The 19,265-nt window shown below is 47.2% G+C and carries 18 protein-coding genes; 3 read left to right on the top strand and 15 right to left on the bottom strand.

The features are described 5' to 3' along the window. Window positions 1–190 precede the first annotated feature (190 nt). Genes HCR03_RS02470 through HCR03_RS02460 form a run of 3 tightly spaced genes read right to left on the bottom strand, consistent with a single transcriptional unit; the run spans window position 191 to window position 1,794 of the window. Entirely contained in the window at window positions 191–511 is a 321-nt protein-coding gene (locus HCR03_RS02470) for a plasmid mobilization protein (RefSeq protein ID WP_187036527.1), read from the bottom strand. Then, window positions 492–1,595 (bottom strand): site-specific integrase, encoded by a 1,104-nt coding sequence (locus HCR03_RS02465; RefSeq protein ID WP_187036525.1) that lies wholly within the window; start codon window positions 1,593–1,595, stop codon window positions 492–494. The genes HCR03_RS02470 and HCR03_RS02465 overlap by 20 nt, the downstream gene beginning before the upstream one ends. Beyond that, window positions 1,582–1,794, bottom strand: a complete 213-nt coding sequence (locus HCR03_RS02460) for a DNA-binding protein (RefSeq protein WP_228725070.1) — start codon at window positions 1,792–1,794, stop codon at window positions 1,582–1,584. The genes HCR03_RS02465 and HCR03_RS02460 overlap by 14 nt, the downstream gene beginning before the upstream one ends. Before the next feature lie 297 nt (window positions 1,795–2,091). Between HCR03_RS02460 and HCR03_RS02455 the strand changes: the two genes are divergently transcribed. The 3 genes from HCR03_RS02455 (at window position 2,092) to HCR03_RS20000 (ending at window position 3,931) form a co-directional block, all read left to right on the top strand. Continuing rightward, window positions 2,092–2,589 (top strand): helix-turn-helix domain-containing protein, encoded by a 498-nt coding sequence (locus HCR03_RS02455; RefSeq protein WP_187036523.1) that lies wholly within the window; start codon window positions 2,092–2,094, stop codon window positions 2,587–2,589. A 141-nt stretch (window positions 2,590–2,730) separates the two neighbouring features. Further along, entirely contained in the window at window positions 2,731–3,648 is a 918-nt protein-coding gene (locus HCR03_RS02450) for an ISL3 family transposase (protein ID WP_267459209.1), read from the top strand. A gap of 46 nt (window positions 3,649–3,694) precedes the next feature. Further along, entirely contained in the window at window positions 3,695–3,931 is a 237-nt protein-coding gene (locus HCR03_RS20000; RefSeq protein WP_267459208.1) for a transposase, read from the top strand. Window positions 3,932–4,005: 74 nt separating this feature from the next. Here HCR03_RS20000 and HCR03_RS02445 read toward each other — a convergent pair. From HCR03_RS02445 to HCR03_RS19620, 12 genes are all read right to left on the bottom strand, one after another. Then, window positions 4,006–5,096 (bottom strand): IS3 family transposase gene (locus HCR03_RS02445; RefSeq protein ID WP_407926813.1). Its coding sequence is split into 2 segments (ribosomal slippage): window positions 4,006–4,838 and window positions 4,838–5,096, totalling 1,092 coding nucleotides; the frame shifts between segments, so codons are not numbered across the junction. 232 nt (window positions 5,097–5,328) lie between these two features. Further along, window positions 5,329–6,867 carry a glutamine-hydrolyzing GMP synthase gene (gene guaA / locus HCR03_RS02440; RefSeq protein WP_066650442.1) on the bottom strand — a complete coding sequence of 513 codons (1,539 nt, stop codon included), beginning with the start codon at window positions 6,865–6,867 and terminating at the stop codon, window positions 5,329–5,331. A 310-nt stretch (window positions 6,868–7,177) separates the two neighbouring features. Next, window positions 7,178–8,455, bottom strand: a complete 1,278-nt coding sequence (locus HCR03_RS02435; protein WP_066650443.1) for an adenylosuccinate synthase — start codon at window positions 8,453–8,455, stop codon at window positions 7,178–7,180. A gap of 111 nt (window positions 8,456–8,566) precedes the next feature. Then, window positions 8,567–9,997 (bottom strand): adenylosuccinate lyase, encoded by a 1,431-nt coding sequence (purB, locus tag HCR03_RS02430; protein ID WP_228725069.1) that lies wholly within the window; start codon window positions 9,995–9,997, stop codon window positions 8,567–8,569. A 20-nt stretch (window positions 9,998–10,017) separates the two neighbouring features. Continuing rightward, on the bottom strand, window positions 10,018–11,478 hold the full coding sequence (gene purF, locus HCR03_RS02425) for an amidophosphoribosyltransferase (protein ID WP_228725068.1): 1,461 nt from the start codon (window positions 11,476–11,478) through the stop codon (window positions 10,018–10,020). 19 nt (window positions 11,479–11,497) lie between these two features. After that, entirely contained in the window at window positions 11,498–12,202 is a 705-nt protein-coding gene (purC, locus tag HCR03_RS02420) for a phosphoribosylaminoimidazolesuccinocarboxamide synthase (RefSeq protein ID WP_066650448.1), read from the bottom strand. A 19-nt stretch (window positions 12,203–12,221) separates the two neighbouring features. Then, window positions 12,222–15,440 carry a carbamoyl-phosphate synthase large subunit gene (gene carB, locus HCR03_RS02415; RefSeq protein ID WP_066650449.1) on the bottom strand — a complete coding sequence of 1,073 codons (3,219 nt, stop codon included), beginning with the start codon at window positions 15,438–15,440 and terminating at the stop codon, window positions 12,222–12,224. Next, window positions 15,437–16,513 carry a carbamoyl phosphate synthase small subunit gene (locus HCR03_RS02410; RefSeq protein WP_066650451.1) on the bottom strand — a complete coding sequence of 359 codons (1,077 nt, stop codon included), beginning with the start codon at window positions 16,511–16,513 and terminating at the stop codon, window positions 15,437–15,439. The genes carB and HCR03_RS02410 overlap by 4 nt, the downstream gene beginning before the upstream one ends. Window positions 16,514–16,556: 43 nt before the next feature. Beyond that, the gene (locus HCR03_RS02405; protein WP_187036521.1) at window positions 16,557–17,780 is read right to left on the bottom strand and encodes an LL-diaminopimelate aminotransferase; all 1,224 of its coding nucleotides are present in this window, start codon (window positions 17,778–17,780) and stop codon (window positions 16,557–16,559) included. Window positions 17,781–17,836: 56 nt separating this feature from the next. Next, a complete protein-coding gene (dapF, locus tag HCR03_RS02400) occupies window positions 17,837–18,670 on the bottom strand; it encodes a diaminopimelate epimerase (RefSeq protein ID WP_187036519.1) in 834 nt (277 codons plus the stop codon). 12 nt (window positions 18,671–18,682) lie between these two features. Then, a complete protein-coding gene (locus tag HCR03_RS19625; RefSeq protein WP_228725067.1) occupies window positions 18,683–19,009 on the bottom strand; it encodes an ANTAR domain-containing protein in 327 nt (108 codons plus the stop codon). Next, window positions 18,963–19,226: a hypothetical protein gene (locus HCR03_RS19620; protein WP_228725066.1), complete on the bottom strand. Its 264-nt coding sequence runs from the start codon at window positions 19,224–19,226 to the stop codon at window positions 18,963–18,965. Before HCR03_RS19620 ends, HCR03_RS19625 begins: the two co-directional genes overlap by 47 nt. Window positions 19,227–19,265 lie beyond the last annotated feature (39 nt).

The following is a 19,265-nucleotide window of genomic DNA, read 5'->3' as shown; positions in this document are numbered from 1 at the left end:
CGTGTGAAGGTAAGCTGGATCCATCATGCGGAGTACATCGCGCTGATACGCTTCCAAATACTTTTCGGTCTCCTTGCTTTCCGAATCCTCATCTGCTATAATTTTGTCAGTGATATTTTGAAGCGACTGCCCATCGTCTGCGCCAACAGACGAATCAAGGGTAGTCGTTTTTTCTTGGGAAAAACCCATTTTATCGGTCCTCCTTCATTCCGTTCATGGCGACAGCAATCAGCTGAATCGTGTCCAGTAGTTTACTGCTGATTGGTTCGGCGCTAATCCGCTGCAACTCAGTAAGCACTGCCGCGAGCTGATTCCGAAGTGCCTTATAGACTCTTGGGTTACCAATTACCACAATATTGCGGTATTGAAGCCGCCGGATAATATAGTCCTGCTTAGTTAGACCGGAAAGCCGAACAGCTGTTTCAATCTGCTCGTCTTCCTCCGGTGAAACCCGAAACGCGACAGTCTTATTTCTCCGGCGGTTCTTTTCATCACGATTTTTCAGGGACATCTTTAGCACTCCTTCCAGTACGCTCAATATCCAGCTTATCCGCCATTTCTTTTTGCTCTGACGGAAACAGATGGGCGTAGTTATATGTAATTTCAATGCTCTCGTGGCCTAGCCGATCGGCGATAGCCACGGCAGAAAAGCCCATTTCAATCAGCAGCGATACGTGTGAATGCCTCAAATCATGGATGCGGATACGTTTTACCCCTGTAGTTGCCGCGCCCCGTTTCATTTCATGGTGAAGATAATATTTCGTGATAGTAAAAATGCGGTCTGTTGGCTGAATCCCATATAAAGTCTTAATAAAATCCTGCATTTCATCACTCAAGAACTGGGGCATCTTAATCACTCGGTTGCTTTTTGGTGTCTTCGGCGTCGTAATCAAGTCCTTGCCTTTCAGTCGTTGATAGGATTTTGTGATGGAAAGCATATTCTTCTTGAAATCGAAGTCGGTGGGCGTTAAAGCCAGCAACTCACCTTCCCGGATGCCACACCAGTACAGCATTTCAAACGCATAGTAAGACATCGGCTTGTCCATCATGGCATCGGCGAATTTCAAGTACTCGTCTTTTGTCCAGAACTGCATTTCTCGGTTTTTCGCCTTTCCCATGTTACCAACTTTAGCTGCTGGATTTTGGGAAAGCCCATAATATTTCACTGCATGATTGAAAAGGCAACTAAGTTGGTTGTGGAGTGTTTTCAGATAAACCGGCGAATAAGGCTTGTCATGCTCGTTTCGATACCGAATCATGGTATTTTGCCAAGTGATAATGTCTTTCGGCTGAATTTCACTCATTTTTCGCTTTCCAAAGAACGGAACCAGTTTGGTACGGATAATATGTTCCTTGGTGGCCCAAGTATTTTCCTTCATGCGGTTTTGCATATCCTCTGTGTAAACCGACACGAAACTTTCAAATGTCATGTCCAAATCGGCTTTTACCTTCTGTAGTTGTTCATGTTCCCATGCAAGGGCCTCTCTTTTGGTTTGGAACCCACGTTTCTGGGTCTGTTTCCTTTCTCCTTTCCAGTTGGTATAGCGGTAAACTACGCGCCATGTGTTTTTTTGGGGCTCTTTATAAGCAGCCACCTGTATCACTCCTTTTCGCTTTTGGATTCACCGTAACACAACTTTTCCAAAAAATACTTTCGGCTACTTTACCGGAAACGGTCAAATAGCCCTTCTTTTTCAGTTCGGTATTAAGTTCGCGCATGACTTTATAGGCAAAGGACTTGGAGACTTCCAATTCTTTGGCAACCTCATCCACTCCCATAAAGAAATCACTCATAAAACTCACTTCCTTTCCCATATGTTGCTATCGTTCTTCCACTTTTCCTTGGTTGGAAGGCTCGTTTTTAATAATGGCCTTATTGTTTTCTTGGGAATTAACTGTTTGACATCCGAAAGGCAATAATTAAACTATTATGTTTAATGTTCTCATTATACTAAGCATATTTGATTATGTCAATAGGAATGTGCCTAGAATATTTAACTCTTTGTTTAATATATCTTGACGATTCCTAAACAAATACGTTATAATCATTTCATGGATTTCATCTCACATGGACAGGGAGGATAGATGGTTATGGCGATTGGCGAACGAATTCGATATATTCGAAAACTTCGAGGCATGACACAGAAATTACTAGGTATGATGATTGGATTTAATAAAAGAACTGCTGATATTCGCATTGCTCAATACGAATCCGGTACAAGAACGCCCAAAGGGGATATGGTTAATCTGATTGCCGATGCTTTAGATGTTCGTTCTGATGCATTGAATGTGCCGAACATTGACACAGATGTAGGATTGATGCATACTTTTTTTGCATTAGAAGATATATACGGATTTAAGCCTGATTTAATTGATTATCATTATTGCATTATTCCTAATGGAAATGATGGGTCAATATCTAAAGGCCTTAGATTATGGTATGAGGAAGCCCAAAAACTACAAAAAGGCGAAATTACCAAAGAGGAATATGATGCTTGGCGCTATACCTTTCCCGAAATTGAAGCAAGACAAAACAAAGAGGCTATTTTAGCTTTAATGGATAAGGAAAAAACAAATTCGTCTAAATGAAGCAATCAAATAAAAAAGGGCTCTATAATAAATGTTGGGGTGTAACGAATAGAGCCTGAGAAGAAACAAAAAACAGAGCATATTCGATGAAAAACCTTTAAAATGGAAATTACCACATCACCATTTTTGGAGGCTATCGATATGCTCTGTAATCATTCTACCGAAAAACTGCTTGGATTAAAAGAGGTAATCGTAAAAAAAGTGAGGCAATTGCCTGATCAAACGGAAATTGTTATTGAATTGCCACGAAAGCCACATTCCTGTCCCTGTTGCGGTCATCAGACCAATCATATCCATGATTACCGTTGGCAGCCAGTCAAAGACATTCCCGCCTTTGGTAAACATACCGTTCTGATTCTCCGAAAGCGCCGGTATCTCTGCCCTTTCTGTGGAAAGCGTTTCTTTGAAGATAACTCATTTCTGCCGCGATATTACCGCATAACAAGCCGTTTAGCCGCGTATATCATTTCAAACCTCTCCGACGTACGTTCCTTTACCAGTGTGGCCCACGAAGTAAGCCTTTCTGTTTCAACCATCATCCGTGTGTTTGATTGTATCAATTACGGAAAACCACAGCAATTACCCGAAGTTGTATCAATTGATGAGTTCAAAGGCAATACAGACACAGAAAAATACCAATGCATACTGACGGACCCGGTTCATCATCGAATTCTTGATATCCTGCCTACCCGTTACAGCCATCAGCTTACAGAGTATTTCAGTCAGCTTGACCGTTCCCAAACAAAACATTTTGTCAGCGACATGTGGAGTACCTATGCAGATATCGCACAGACATATTTCAAAAATGCCGTGTATGTCATCGACAAATATCACTTTATACGCCAGGTGTTTTGGGCTTTTGAAGCCGTTCGGAAAGACGAACAAAAAAAATTCAGCAAGACCCGCAGAATTTACTTTAAACACTCTCGGGCCTTGCTGAACAAGCGATACAAATTTCTTACTCCGGAGCAAAAGCAGCAGGTTGACCTTATGCTTTATACCAGCAGCAGTCTGCTGGCAGCCTATTCCCTAAAAGAACAGTTCTTCCTTCTTCCTTGACTCTGCCGACAGTGAATTCGCCCGAGCATCCCTCTCTCGTTGGATTATGGCTGCTCAAAATAGTGGCCTTCCAAAATTCGTTGACTGCGGCAATACAATGGTACGATGGTCAAAAGGCATTCTTAACTCATTCGATTGTCCTTACACCAACGGCTTTACCGAAGGGGCTAACAACAAGATTAAAGTTCTGAAACGCAACGCTTATGGCTACCGCAATTTCCGTCGTTTTCGCAATCGAATTCTGCACATGTTTAGTAATTCAACGCAAAAAGGAGCGGCTTAGTGCCGCTCCATCCATTGCTTCCATTTTAGGTTACCCCCAACTGACCTGCCCCCAAAAGCCGTCCAGATAGAAAGTTAGTAATCACCTGAGATTTTCATGGCGTATTCTGCCGGCGTCAAATTATCCAGAGAACTGTGTGGGCGAAGGTGGTTATATTCATTTCGCCAGTCTTCAATGATTTCTTTGGCCTCATAGAGATTTTTAAACAAGTTTTGGTTTAAACATTCATCCCGAAGCTTTCCATTAAAACTTTCGATATATCCGTTTTGGGTCGGGTGACCGGGATCAGTAAAAACATGTTCTACATGGTGGTCGTAACTCCATACGTTTAGTGCGTTCCCTGTGAATTCAGAACCATTGTCCGTTAGAATCTCTTTGGGAAGGCCGCGAAACAGGGCAATGCGGTTGAGTACGGCTGCAACTCTTTTCCCTGTGATGGAGCTGTCCACTTCCAACGCTAGGCATTCCCGTGTGGCTTCATCAATTACAGTTAAGACTCGAATGTGGTTTCCGGATCGGGTACGATCAGAAACAAAATCCATTGACCATCTGGAATTTGCTAACAGGGATGTTCTGTCCGGCATTCCACGCTTTTCGTATTTCTTCTTTTTACTCCGCTTTTTCAAGGTCAATCCGGCTTCTTTGTACAGTCGGTATGTTCTTTTATGGTTGATATAGACGTTTTCCCGTTGGAGCATAACATGCAAACGCCGGTAGCCGAAGCGTTTCCATCGACTTGCCAACTGTGTTAACCGGTCTGTTATTTCTTTATCTTCTGTTTTATCCACCGGAACATATCGTTTGCTGCTTCGGCCAAAATCCAACAGCCTGCACGCTCTGCGCTCACTTAGCTGGTACGTTTGCTGTATCTCTTCCGCAATGTGACGCTTCTCGGCAGGCTTTATCCGTTTTTTGCGAGGACGTTCTTTAGAATGTGATTATCCAGAGTAAGGTTTGCCACTAGTTCTTTTAATTGGCGGTTTTCTTCTTCCAGTTGCTTTAAATGCTTTGCTTCGCTGACATCCATCCCGCCGTATTTGCTTTTCCAACGGTAAAATGTCTGTTCAGAAATATTATATTCTCGAACAATATCCGTCGCTTTTTTACCTGCTTCATGTTCTTTTAGAATCCTGATGATCTGTTCCTCACTGAACCGTTTCTTCATGTTAATCACTCCATCTGCATTTTATCATATTGTGACTAACTTTTCTATTGGCTCAGTTTTCGGGGCTCAGGTCACAACTATTGACATAGAGCCTAAAAAAGAGCTAACTGATCGGTTAAAATCAGTTAGCTCTTTTTATGAATCTTGGAATCAGTGTTGCCAAAACGTTGCCGTTGGGAACTATGATAGCCAGCAAACCCGCATTACTACTGGCTTTGTCGATTTTCTCAAATCATTCCCACTCAATCGTTGCCGGTGGCTTTGAAGTAATATCATAAACAATTCTGTTCACGTTTTTAACTTCATTAATGATGCGGCTGGAGGCCTGTTCAAGCACATCATAGGGAATTCTGGCCCAGTCCGCAGTCATAAAATCTGAAGTGGTAACGCCTCTGAGCGCAATCGTATTGTCATAGGTGCGCCCGTCCCCCATGACGCCGACACTTTTGATTCCGGTTAGCACCGCAAAGTACTGATTGATTTTCCGGTCAAGCCCTGCCTTTGCAATTTCATCGCGAAAAACGGCATCCGCGTCTTTCAGAATAGAAAGTTTGTCTGCGGTCACTTCGCCCATGATCCGGATGGCAAGCCCGGGGCCCGGGAACGGCTGGCGCCACACGAGCGTATCAGGCAGTCCCAGTTCGGCGCCGACCCTTCTTACCTCGTCTTTAAAAAGATAACGCAGCGGCTCCACAAGGCCCGTGAAGCCAATATCTTTCGGAAGACCGCCGACATTGTGGTGGCTTTTGATGACCGCCGAGTTCCCGGTTCCGCTTTCGACAACGTCAGGATAGATTGTTCCCTGGCAAAGGAAATCGACCTGACCGATTTTTTTGGCCTCTTCTTCAAATACCCGAATGAATTCCTCCCCAATGATTTTACGCTTTTGCTCCGGCTCCGTAACACCGGAAAGACGAGCTAAAAAGCGGGCCTGCGCATCGACACGAACCAGATTCATATCAAACTGGCTGCGGAATACTCGCTCAACTTCTTCTGCTTCCCCTTTGCGCAAAAGGCCATGGTCGACGAAAATACAGGTAAGCTGTTTGCCAACCGCACGATGCACCAGTGCGGCAGCCACGGAGGAATCTACGCCGCCGGAAAGTGCGCAAATCACCCTTTTCTCCCCGATTGTTTTCTTCATCTGTTCCACCGAAGTCTGGATAAAAGAATCCATTTTCCAATCGCCGGTGCATCTACAGATTTCATAAAGAAAATTATGGAGAATTTCCTGACCGTGAAGCGTATGTTCTACTTCAGGATGGAATTGTGTGGCGTAGAGCTTTTTCTCCGTATTCTGCATAGAGACAACCGGGCAGGTAGAACTGACCGCCGTAATCTGGAAGCCGGCCGGCGGAGTTTTAATATATACGGTGTGGCTCATCCAGCATACCGAGCGCCGGTCGATTCCCTGAAAAAGAGGAGATTCCGCAGTGATTTGAAATTCTGTTTTGCCGTATTCCCGGATAGCTGCGCTGTCAACTTCCCCTCCGAGTGAAAACGCCATCAGTTGAGCGCCGTAGCAAATGCCGAGAATCGGAATTTCAAGGTCAAAAATCTTTTTATCACATTTGGGCGCTTGGTCATCATAAACAGTATCCGGTCCGCCGGAAAATATAATTCCATGATAGCCGGAAGAAGCGATTTCATCCGCGGAAGTCTGATAGGACTTAATCTCACAGTATACATTCAGATCGCGTATCCTGCGCGCGATCAACTGACTGTACTGCCCACCGAAATCCAGAATTAGGACTGCCTCGTTTTGTTTCATACGGTTTTTCTCCTTATATAACGGTGACTGATTTGGACAAATTACGCGGTCTGCCAATCCCGCAGACCTTTTAGGAAGCAACAGCATAAACTAATAACTGCAGTGGAAGGAACACAAGACGGCGGCAAGATTTCAGGATACCTCGCGTTCTGGATAAAACAACCGATAGATCCGAAGATACCGCACATTGAGTTTCCCCTCTTTCAGACGCTGAAATCAGGTAAATCCAAAACGCCGGCAGGCACGCTGCTTTACAGCAGGAAGCCAAACCGACCGTTTCAGATTTCTGTTTGGGTTGTACTTTGGAACTTTACCGATAAAGGATATCCTCTCTGGAAGGACCGTTTGAGACCATGTGAATCGGAACCCCGATTTCCTTTTCCGCAAATTCAACATAGTTGCGTGCGCTTTCGGGAAGATCCTCGTACTTTTTAATTCCGCGGATATCGCATTTCCAGCCGGGAAGTTTTTTCAAAACCGGTTTGCAGCGTTTCAACTCCGCTGTTGTGGGAAAACAATCTATTGTTTTTCCGTCAAGTTCATAAGCGACGCAAACAGGAATTTCATCCAGATATCCCAATGCGTCCAAAACGGTGAACGCGACGGAAGTGGCACCTTGTACGCGGCATCCGTAGCGGGATGCGACCAGATCCAGCCAACCCATTCTGCGGGGGCGCCCTGTGGTCGCACCGAATTCTCCGCCGTCTCCCCCTCTGCGGCGCAGCTCGTCGGCTTCGTCGCCGAATATCTCACTGACGAATTCTCCCGCGCCAACCGCGCTGGAATACGCCTTGACGACCGTGACAATATTTTTAATCTCGTAGGGAGGAAGCCCCGCGCCGACCGCGCCGTAGGCGGCAAGCGTATGAGAGGATGTAACCATCGGGTAAATTCCAAAATCCGGGTCCTTCAATGCCCCCAGCTGACCTTCCAGAAGAATATTCTTCCCCTCTCTGACCGCGTTGTAAAGAAAATCAAAAGTATCGGCCACATAGGGGGCCAGCATCTCTTTATATTTCAGAAGCTGCTGCAGAATCGCGTCCACAGTTAGTTTGGGCTGATGATATAAATATTCGTAATAGATGTTTTTCAAGGTCGCAATCCGCTCTGCTTTTTCTTCCAAATACGCCCGATCGCCGAACAGCTCACTGATCTGAAAGCCGATTTTAGCGAATTTGTCGGAATAGAACGGTGCGATTCCGGATCTTGTGGAACCAAATGAACGGGAGGAGAGCCTCGCCTCCTCAAAAGAATCCAATTGAATGTGATAAGGCATGACAAGCTGCGCACGGTTTGAAACCATAATTTTTGGTTTGGGTACCCCGCGTTCCTCTAAGGATTGCAGTTCGGCAATAAACTTCTCTGCGCTCAGAGCTACGCCGTTCCCGATGATGTTTGTCGTATGGTTATAGAAAACGCCGGACGGAAGCTGATGGAGGGCAAATTTGCCATAGTGGTTAATAATGGTGTGGCCGGCATTGCTGCCTCCCTGAAAACGGATCACAATATCGGATTTGGCGGCTTCCACATCCGTAATTTTTCCTTTTCCCTCGTCGCCCCAGTTGGCACCAACAATAGCTGTAATCATTTTAAATCACTCCGCCGCGCCGCTACGGAAAGTACATACTGCCCTGCGGCAGGATTTAGGCAGCATTGCAACAACCTATTAATCATATCATAAAATGATGGGAAAAACAATTTAAACGTTAATATCCGGCTTCGTTTCTTTCACCTGAAGATATTGTTCCAGAATCGGCTGTACAATATCACAGATAAAGTCTTCCGTCTGTTCGGGAGCTCTGCCGACAAAACGCTCCGGACTGACGACTCGGTCCAGTTCCTCTCTGGTAACGCCGAAAGCCGGGTCGTTTGCGATCCGGTCCAGCAGATCGTTTTCTCCGCCCTCTTCTTTTATAAGCCGTGAAGCGGCCATGGAATGCACACGGATTCTTTCGTGAAGCTGCTGACGGTCCGCTCCGCGTTTCACCGCGTCCATCATAATATTCTCCGTGGCCATAAACGGAAGTTCTCTGCTCAAATGCTGGAGAATCACCTTGGGATAAACAACCAGACCGTCCGCAACATTCTCATAGAGGTTCAGAATTCCGTCAACCGCCAGAAATGCCTCAGGAACACTGATCCTTTTGTTCGCGGAATCGTCCAGCGTGCGTTCAAACCACTGCGTCGCTTCGGTAATGCAGGGATTCAGGCTGTCGACAATCACATAGCGGGCCAGCGACGCGATTCTCTCGCTTCGCATCGGATTGCGCTTATAGGCCATGGCGGAGGAACCAATCTGATTTTTCTCAAACGGTTCTTCAACTTCCTTCAGGTGCTGCAACAGACGAATGTCGTTGGAAAACTTCGCGGCACTCTGAGCAATTCCGCTTAGCACGGAAAGGGTGCGGCTGTCAAGTTTTCTGGTGTAGGTCTGTCCGGAAACGGCAAAACACGACGGATAACCCATTTTTTCGGCAATCAGGTCATCGAGGCGTTTTACTTTTTCATGGTCGCCGTCGAACAGCTCCAGAAAGCTGGCCTGTGTTCCGGTCGTTCCTTTGGAACCAAGCAGTTTTGCCTGCGAAAGCAGATATTCCACATCGTCCAGGTCCATGAGCAGATCCTGAATCCAGAGGGTCGCGCGTTTCCCGACCGTTGTGGGCTGGGCCGGCTGAAAATGGGTAAACGCCAGAGTCGGCAGATCTTTATATTCCATAGCGAATTTGGATAGAATACGGACCGTGCCGACCAACTTGTCCCTGATTAAACGGAGCGCCTCCGTCATGACGATAAGATCCGTGTTATCGCCTACATAGCAGGAAGTGGCGCCCAGATGGATAATCGGTTTTGCTTTCGGGCACTGTTCCCCGTAAGCATAGACGTGGGACATAACGTCGTGACGAACGATTTTTTCACGTTCCCGTGCCACTTCGTAATTAATATCGTCCTGATGGGCGATCATTTCGTCGATTTGTTCCTGAGTAATATTCAGACCGAGTTCACGTTCCGCCTGAGCAAGGGCGATCCAGAGCTTTCGCCAGGTGCGGAATTTTTTATCCGGAGAAAACAGATAGCTCATTTCGCTGCTTGCATACCGGGCAGACAGCGGCGTTTCATAGGTGTTTTTCAATCTTTGGGCCTCCATGCGGATTACAGCCGTTTGATCGGCGTGCAGTAATCATAATTTTTCTGGGCAACCAGGTAATTCGGGATTTCAGCCGGATATTTTCCGGAAAAGCAGGCGTCGCAGATACCGCTGCAGCCGATCCCTGAGACATCCAGCATTTTTGGCAAATTTTCAAGCTTCAGAAAATCGATTGAGTCGGCAAAACTCATTTTGCCGATTTCTTCAATGCTGTGCTGACAGGCAATTAAATCATCTTTTGAAGGAATATCGGTTCCATAGTAGCAGGGCCATAAAAACGGAGGAGAACTGATTCTGAGATGGACCTCCTTCGCCCCGGCTTCTTTCAGCATGGATACGATTCGCGCGCTTGTCGTGCCGCGTACAATCGAATCATCAAGCATGACGACGCGCTTTCCCTTTACTGCGGTATGAAGAGAATTCAGCTTGATTCTCACGCTGGTTTCGCGTTCCGATTGACTTGGTTTGATAAAAGTACGCCCGATATAACTGTTTTTCACAATTCCCTTCTGATAGGGAATTCCTGATTCTTCGCTGTAACCGATTGCGGCGTCGATTCCGGACTCCGGGACGCCGATGACAATATCCGCGTCAACCGGATTTTGACGGGCCAACAGTCGCCCTGCCTTTTTCCGCGCTTCATAAACGCTGATGCCGTCTATGACGCTGTCCGTTCTTGCAAAATAAATATATTCAAAAACGCAGAGCGATTTCTTTTCCGTTACTTCATCGCGGATGGAACGCAGGCCGTTTTCATCCGCCACAACAATCTCGCCGGGCAGCACGTCACGGACAAATTCCGCACCGCAGGCGTCAAGCGCGCAGGTCTCGGACGCAAAGACATAGGAGTTGTTGATTTTGCCGATGCAAAGCGGCCGGAACCCGTGAACATCCCGCACGCCAATCAGCTTCTGCGGACTCATCATCACCATGGAATAGGAGCCGTGTACCTTTTTTACGGCGCGATGAACAGCTTCCTCAATGGAAGGAGCCTCGACCCGTTCGCGTGCGATCATGTAAGCGAATACTTCCGTATCGATGGTAGTCTGAAAGATACTGCCCTGTTTTGCGAGCAGCTGGTGCAGCTCGAATGCGTTCGTCAAATTCCCGTTGTGTGCAATCGCAAGGGTTCCCTTGATATAACGCATCACAAGCGGCTGAGCGTTTTCCCTTACGCTTGCGCCCGCGGTGGAATACCGGACGTGTCCCACGGACATCTGCCCCCTGAGCCTGTCCAGAATTTCGTGGCTAAACACTTCCGTGACCAGCCCCATATCCTTATAATAAGAAATAACACCCTTGTCGTTCACCGCGATGCCGCAGCTTTCCTGCCCCCTGTGCTGCAGAGCGAGAAGCCCGTTATATGCAGCATAGGATGGGTCCAGCGTGCCGTCGGAATAAACGCCGAACACACCGCACTCCTCATGCGGATGTCCGTAATCAGGTTCCGAAACGGAACAATTCAAAAGATCACCATCCATTCTTTTATAAACCGATTCTTCCCATGACCTCTTGGTATGCTTCTTCTACTCCGCCCATGTCGCGGCGAAAACGGTCTTTATCCAGCTTTTCATGCGTGTTTACGTCCCAGAAGCGGCAGGTGTCCGGAGAGATCTCATCGGCCAGCAGAATTTCTCCGTGATAGCGTCCAAATTCAAGTTTGAAATCAATCAGCTCAATATTAACAGAGCGGAAAAATTCGCAGAGAATCTCATTGACTTTCAGCGCCATGGAAGAAATTTTATCAATCTCCTCCTTTGTCGCGTACCCTACGGCCAGAGCATGGCTTTCGTTAATCATAGGATCGTCGAGTTCGTCACATTTGTAGCTGAATTCCAGGACGGGGCAAAGAAGCTCGGTCCCTTCTTTTAAGCCAAGGCGTTTTGCCATGCTTCCGGCAGCCTTGTTGCGAACAATCACTTCCAGAGGAACAATCTCCACTTTTTTGACCAGCGTTTCGCGATCGCTGAGCTGTTCCACGAGATGTGTCGGAATTCCCTTTGACTCCAGAAGTTTGAATAGGTAGTTTGACATTTTATTGTTTACAACGCCCTTGCCGATAATGGTTCCCTTTTTCTGACCATTGAACGCGGTCGCATCATCCTTGTAATCGACAATGCAAAGATCCGCATCGTCGGTTGCGAAAACCTTCTTGGCTTTTCCTTCGTAGAGCTGTTCCATTTTTTTCATTTTTATTCTCCTCCAGACGTTATATGAAATTTAAAAAAGTTGAAACTTTTGTGATATCGATGACCGAAAGATTCATACTGTCCGCATGAAGAGCACAGTTTAAAAACGCATTGGCCGTATCAAGGGAGGTCAAGCACGGGATACCGGCTTCCACGGCGTTCCGGCGGATAATATATCCGTCGCGTTTATGCTCATCCACTTTTGACGGAGTGTTGATGACCAGGTCGATTTCCCCGGAAATGATATGGTCCAGAATGTCCGGCTTTCCCGCTCCGATTTTCTTGGTTCGAATCGTGGGGATTCCATGGTCGTTCAAAAAGTCGGACGTTCCCTTTGTAGAGTATATTTTCCAGCCAAGATCGTACAGCCCGCTGGCGATTGGAAGCATTTCTTCCTTGTCGCCGTCCTTGACGGTGAGGATGACATGTCCCTTTTGAATCATATGCACTCCGGCACCGTAGAAAGCCTTAATCAGCGCTTCATCATAGGTGCGCGCAATCCCGAGCACTTCACCGGTCGACTTCATTTCTGGTCCGAGGTTTACATCCTGCCCATACAGCTTTTCAAAGGAGAACACCGGCATTTTAATGGCCACCAGATCCCGTTCGTGCTGAAGTCCGTAATGATACCCCATATCGGGAAGCTTTTTTCCAAAGAAAGTTCCGACTGCCAGCGGTACGATCGGTATTCCGGTAACCTTGCTGATATAAGGAACCGTCCGGGAGGAACGGGGATTGGCCTCGATCACATAAACCTCATGATCCTTCACAATATACTGAACATTCAAAAGACCGATCACGTTCAGCGACTTTGCCAGGCGGCGGGTATATTCCACAATTTTATTCTGCATCTCTTTTTCAACGCCAATGGCTGGATAAACCGAGATGCTGTCGCCGGAATGGATACCGGCGCGTTCAATATGCTGCATGATGCCTGGAATGACGGAATCGGTGCCGTCGCAAACAGCGTCAACCTCAACTTCAATTCCCATAATGTATTTGTCGACCAGAATCGGATGCTCCTGCGCCACACGGTTAATGATGCCGATCTGCTGAATCACATCCTCGTCGGAGTAAGCAATCTGCATTCCCTGTCCGCCCAGAACATAAGAGGGCCGAACCAATACCGGGTAACCCAGTTCCCGCGCGGCTGCGATCGCTTCGTCACAGGTGAATACCGTTCGGCCTTCCGCGCGCGGAATGCCGCACCGATTCAAAATGGCGTCGAACCGTTCGCGGTCTTCCGCGGCGTCGATGCTGTCATAATTGGTTCCAAGCAGAGGAACGCCCATATTTTCAATCGTCTGCGCCAGTTTAATCGCGGTCTGGCCTCCGAATTGAACGACCGCGCCGTCCGGCTTTTCCAGCATGACGATATGAAGAACGTCTTCCTCCGTCAGCGGTTCAAAATAAAGTTTGTCGGCAACATCAAAGTCCGTGCTGACGGTTTCCGGATTGTTGTTTACGATAATCGTCTCATAGCCCAGTTCCTTCAGTGCCCAAACGCTGTGTACGGAGCAGAAATCGAATTCGATCCCCTGCCCGATTCGAATCGGACCGGACCCGATTACCAGTATCTTTTTCCGTTCCTTCTGCGGAACGGATTCGTTCCCGGTTCCATAGCTGGAATAATAATAGGGCGTTTCCGCGTCAAACTCCGCGGCGCAGGTATCGACCATTTTATAAACCGGGCGGATCTTCCATTCTTTTTCAAACGAGCGAATTTCTTCAACGCTTTTGCCGCACAGTTCGGAAATGGTTTTATCCATAAACTCGTATTTTTTGGCTTTTAGAAGCAGGCTGTAATCCAGTTCCCTCTGAGCGAGTTCTTTTTCTACCTGAATGATGTTATAAAATTTCTGTAAAAACCAACGGTCAATTTTTGTAATTTCAAAGATATGGTCAAAGGAAACACCGCGCCGCAGCGCTTCCGCGACCGCCCACATACGGCGATCATCGATGACGTGCAGCCTCTTTTCCAGCTCCGGGTCAGAGAGCGCGGCGAAGGAAGAATCTATCAGGCTGTAAACATTTTGTTCCAAGCAGCGGATTGCTTTCATCAGCGCGGCTTCAAAGTCCGGCGCAATGCCCATAACCTCTCCGGTGGCTTTCATCTGTGTCCCAAGAATCCTCTTGGCAAAAACGAACTTGTCAAAAGGCCAGCGTGGAATTTTTACAACACAGTAATCCAGTGTCGGTTCAAAACAGGCAAATGTTTTTTTCGTAATCGCGTTCGGAATTTCATCCAACGTATAGCCGAGCGCGATTTTTGAAGCCACCTTCGCGATGGGATAGCCGGTCGCCTTGGATGCCAGAGCGGAAGAGCGGCTGACGCGGGGGTTTACCTCAATGACCACATATTCAAAGCTGTCCGGATTTAGTGCGAACTGGACGTTGCAGCCGCCTTCCACTTTCAGCTCCCGGATAATGGAGAGCGCTGCGCTGCGCAGCATCTGAAGTTCCTTATCCGCAAGCGTCTGGCAGGGTGCGACAACGATGGAATCACCGGTATGCACGCCGACCGGGTCGACGTTTTCCATGTTGCAGACCGTGATGCAGTTGTCGTTTTTATCCCGCATTACTTCATATTCGATTTCTTTCCAGCCTGCGATGCAGCGTTCAATCAGAACCTGATGGACGCGGCTTCTGTGCAGACCGACCGTAGCGATATTGATCAGCTCTTCCTCGTTCGCCGCAATGCCGCCGCCGGTTCCTCCCAGAGTGTATGCGGGGCGCACGACAACCGGGTACCCGATCTTCTGAGCGGCATTCAGGCATTCTTCCATATTTTCCGCGATAGAGCTTTCCGCCATCGGCTGGCGAATGCGTTCCATGGCCTCTTTAAACAATTCGCGGTCTTCCGCCATACGAATCGTATTGGCATCCGTTCCGATCATTTCCACGTGATTCTGTTTCAGAAAACCGGATTCTTCCAGCTCAACCGCCAGATTCAGCGCATTTTGTCCGCCCAGAGTCGGAAGAATGCTGTCGGGATTCTCTTTCAGAATCACTTTTTTGATGGTTTCAATCGTCAGAGGTTCAATATAAACCTTGTCCGCGATCTGCCTGTCCGTCATAATCGTCGCGGGGTTCGAGTTAATCAGGACAACTTCTATCCCCTCTTCGCGAAGCGCGCGGCAGGCCTGCGTGCCTGCATAGTCAAATTCCGCGGCCTGACCGATAATGATTGGCCCGGAACCGATAATCACGACTTTTTTAATATCTTGTCTCTTGCTCAAAGACGGCTCCCTCCCATCAGGGTGATAAACTTATCAAAAAGAAAACCGGTGTCGAGAGGACCCGGTGAGGCCTCCGGATGAAACTGCACGGAAAATACTTTACCGCTTTTATAAGTTAATCCCTCAATGCTGCCATCGTTCATACTGATAAAACGAATGTCCGCAACTGAAGGATCAATTGTTTCGCCATTCACCACATAGCCGTGGTTCTGGGAAGTGATAAAGACCCTGTTCTCCGAAAGATCCTTGACAGGGTGATTAATTCCTCTATGGCCGTATTTTAATTTATAAGTATCGAATCCCATGGCAAGCGCCATCAGCTGATGTCCGAGACAGATCGCGAAAGTGGGAATCCCGTATGAGTATACTTTTTTGAGTTCGGAAATAGATTTTTTGCAGTCCTTCGGATCTCCCGGACCGTTCGTCAGCATAATTCCATCCGGCTTAAATTCCATCATCTCTTCAAAAGAAGTATCGTATGAAAAACGCTTTACCGTACATCCGCGTTTTACAAGGGAACGAATAATGTTATTCTTCACTCCATAATCGGGCAACGCAACACGAATCGGCCCGTCACCGTAAACAGAGCTTTCTTGACAGCTGACAATCGGAACGGTCGGGTTCAGGGTAAAGGACCGGATTTTATTTTTCATCGTGTCCGCGTCAATATGATCCCCGTAAGCAATCATCCCTCGCATTGTTCCGCTTTCACGCAGCACCTTTGTCAGAGTTCTTGTGTCAACGTCCTGCAAGCCGGGAATATGGTTGTTCTTTAGAAATGTATTCAGGTCAACGTCACAGCGAAAGTTGCTCGGTACTTCGGAAAGAGTGTGAACAATATAAGCGGAGACCCACGGCCTGACGGATTCCATGTCGTCGTAGCAGACCCCGTAATTTCCAATCAGGGGATATGCCATCACAACGCCCTGCCCGGCATAGGACGGATCTGTCAGGAGTTCTGGATAACCGCACATTGCACTGTTGAAAACGACTTCACAGAGGGTGTCGTGTTCGTCGCCAAAACCCAATCCCTCAAAAGTCATGCCGTTTTCAAGCATCAGCAGTGCTTTCATTCTATCACCAACCATTTCTTAATATCTGTTTTCAATGTCCTAATTAAGCGGCGGAAAAGGACTTAATAATTCGCTCAACGGCTTCCTTCGTGTTTTCCGTCGTGTTAAAGCTGGTCAGACGGAAATATCCCTCGCCTGCCTGTCCAAAGCCGGAGCCGGGTGTTCCTACAACATTTGCTTTTTCCAGAAGAAGATCGAAGAACTCCCAGGAAGAAAGGCGTTCCGGTGTTTTCAGCCAGATATAAGGCGAATTAACTCCGCCGTATACTTCAAATCCAGCATGAGCCAGACCGTTCAGGATGATTTTTGCGTTATTTTGATAGTAGGCGATATTTTCACGGACTTCGCGCTTTCCCTTTTCGGAATAGACCGCTTCCGCTCCGCGCTGTACTATATAGGAAACACCGTTCATTTTCGTTGATTGACGGCGTCCCCAGAGTCGATTTAAAGAAATTCCGTTAAAGGTGAGCTCTTTCGGTATCACCGTGAACGCGCAGCGAACCCCGGTAAATCCGGCCGTTTTGGAAAAGCTGCGGAATTCGATCGCACATTTTTTGGCGCCTTCGATTTCATAAATACTGTGGGGCATTTCCGGGTCCGTGATGAATGCTTCGTAAGCGGCGTCATACAGGATGACGGAATGACGCTCCAAAGCATAATCGACCCATTTTTTTAGCTCATCCTTGTGAATTCCCATTCCGGTTGGGTTATTTGGAAAACAAAGGTAAATCATATCAGCGTTCTCTTCCGGCAGCTCCGGCAGAAATCCGTTTTCTTTTTTACAAGGCATATAAATGATTTTGCTCCAACCGGCATCGGCCGAATAATCCCCCGCTCGTCCCGCCATGACATTCGTATCAACATAAACGGGATAAACCGGATCACAGACCGCTACGGTATTCTCACGGTCGAAGATATCGCCGATATTTCCCGTATCAGATTTTGCACCGTCACTGACAAAAATTTCGTCGGGGTCTATCTCGATCCCTTTGCCTTGGTAATCATTCTTGCAGATTGCATCTCTTAAGAATAAATATCCAGCCTCGGGGCCATATCCGCGAAAGGTGGCCGAGCTCCCCATTTCCTCCGCGGCGTCTTTCATTGCCTGGATCACGGATTTCGGCAAAGGCCTGGTCACGTCGCCGATCCCTAAACGAAGAACTTCCTTTTCAGGATGCTGCTGCGAAAAAAGTTGCACTTTTTTCGCAATATCCACAAAGAGGTAGCTTGCGGGCAGCTTCACAAAATTCTCATTAATTTTTAGCAAAATCAGCCATTCCTTTCACAAGCGATTCAGAATATACATTCCGAATGAATATGATATCATATTTCTACCGTTCCGTCAAAGACAAATTTCGCTGGTCCCTTCATGAAAATTTCATCGGAATTGCCGTCCCAGCGGATGGATAAATCCCCGCCCTTCAAATGAATTTTTATCTGGCGCTCAGCAAACTGATTCCATGCGGCGGCACATGCGGCCGCGCAGGCGCCGGTTCCGCAGGCGAGGGTTTCGCCGGAACCGCGTTCCCAGACCCGCATTTTCAATTCATTCTTTCCCAAAACCTGTACAAACTCCGTATTGACCAGGTCGGGAAACATTGGGTAATGCTCGAATAAAGGCCCGATTTTTTCTAATTTTATGGAATCAACATCGTCGACAAAAACAATACAGTGGGGATTTCCCATAGAAACGCATGTGATCCGGTACTCTTTTCCGTCAACGATAACAGGTTCGTTCAAAACACGGTCTTTTGAAAAAAGCACGGGAACTTCGGAAGCTTTCCGGACCGGTTTTCCCATGTTGACCTCAACCGCTGACACCTGACCGCCGTCGAGATCCAAATGTAATGTCTTAACGCCGCTAAGCGTCTCCACTGTGAGTATATCCTTTTTTGCAATGCCGCGTTCATAAACATATTTTCCGACACAGCGAATGCCGTTTCCGCACATTTTCCCACGGGAACCGTCGGCGTTGTACATATCCATCTTGCAGTCGGCAGCCAAAGACGGCTGAATTAAAATAATGCCGTCGGAACCAACGCCGAAATGGCGGTCGCTCAATTTGACGGCAATTTCAGAAGGGTTCCCAATTTTCTCTTGAAAACAGTTTATATAGATATAATCGTTGCCGATCCCCTGCATCTTTGTAAAATTCATCTGCAGTCCTCCTTATGAATTTAAAATAATCAAGGCTGTCTCGACCATCTTTTTTCCGGTATCCATACTTTTCTTCTGCATAAAACGATGCGCCTGCGGTTCGGTAAAATTATTACGTTCGATCAATAGATCCTTTGCGTTTTTAATGAGTTGCTTTTCGTCTAAATTTCCCGCCGCCAGTTTCTTTTTGATATTGAGAGAAGTATAGTCCGACAGATTTAAAAACATATTTACAGTGGAAATCAGATTCATCCTGTTGATTGGAAGCATCAAAGTAGCTTGTTCCAAGGATTCACTCATAGAAGCGAGCTGTGAACTGACCAGAAAAAAGAAAATCATACGAGGCACCCGCCACGCGAGGAAGATTTACGGCAGGCATATCCCTCAGTTTTACACTGCATACCACAACGCCGCCATGATAATGCTTACTGGTAAATTCCATCACCTGAGCACCGGTTGTACAGACGCCGCCCACATATAAGCCGCTTGATCGAAGGACAGACGCTATTTTTTTCGCATAATCCGGATTCGAATTCGCTACGACAATGCTGCTCATAGTTAACAACTCCGTAGGGGTAGGATGTGGTGCTTGAAT

The sequence above is a fragment of the Caproicibacter fermentans genome (assembly GCF_014303955.1).
GTDB lineage: Bacteria > Bacillota > Clostridia > Oscillospirales > Acutalibacteraceae > Caproicibacter > Caproicibacter fermentans.
This window is presented reverse-complemented; position numbering and strand designations above follow the sequence as displayed.

Excerpts from the sequence above, each read along its gene's own strand:
- HCR03_RS02470 (WP_187036527.1), bottom strand. The coding sequence starts at position 511 with ATGTCCCTGAAAAATCGTGATGAAAAGAACCGCCGGAGAAATAAGACT.
- HCR03_RS02460 (WP_228725070.1), bottom strand. The coding sequence starts at position 1,794 with ATGAGTGATTTCTTTATGGGAGTGGATGAGGTTGCCAAAGAATTGGAA.
- HCR03_RS02455 (WP_187036523.1), top strand. The coding sequence starts at position 2,092 with ATGGCGATTGGCGAACGAATTCGATATATTCGAAAACTTCGAGGCATG.
- HCR03_RS02450 (WP_267459209.1), top strand. The coding sequence starts at position 2,731 with ATGCTCTGTAATCATTCTACCGAAAAACTGCTTGGATTAAAAGAGGTA.
- HCR03_RS20000 (WP_267459208.1), top strand. The coding sequence starts at position 3,695 with ATGGCTGCTCAAAATAGTGGCCTTCCAAAATTCGTTGACTGCGGCAAT.
- guaA (WP_066650442.1), bottom strand. The coding sequence starts at position 6,867 with ATGAAACAAAACGAGGCAGTCCTAATTCTGGATTTCGGTGGGCAGTAC.
- HCR03_RS02435 (WP_066650443.1), bottom strand. The coding sequence starts at position 8,455 with ATGATTACAGCTATTGTTGGTGCCAACTGGGGCGACGAGGGAAAAGGA.
- purC (WP_066650448.1), bottom strand. The coding sequence starts at position 12,202 with ATGAAAAAAATGGAACAGCTCTACGAAGGAAAAGCCAAGAAGGTTTTC.
- HCR03_RS02410 (WP_066650451.1), bottom strand. The coding sequence starts at position 16,513 with ATGAAAGCACTGCTGATGCTTGAAAACGGCATGACTTTTGAGGGATTG.
- dapF (WP_187036519.1), bottom strand. The coding sequence starts at position 18,670 with ATGAATTTTACAAAGATGCAGGGGATCGGCAACGATTATATCTATATA.
- HCR03_RS19625 (WP_228725067.1), bottom strand. The coding sequence starts at position 19,009 with ATGATTTTCTTTTTTCTGGTCAGTTCACAGCTCGCTTCTATGAGTGAA.
- HCR03_RS19620 (WP_228725066.1), bottom strand. The coding sequence starts at position 19,226 with ATGAGCAGCATTGTCGTAGCGAATTCGAATCCGGATTATGCGAAAAAA.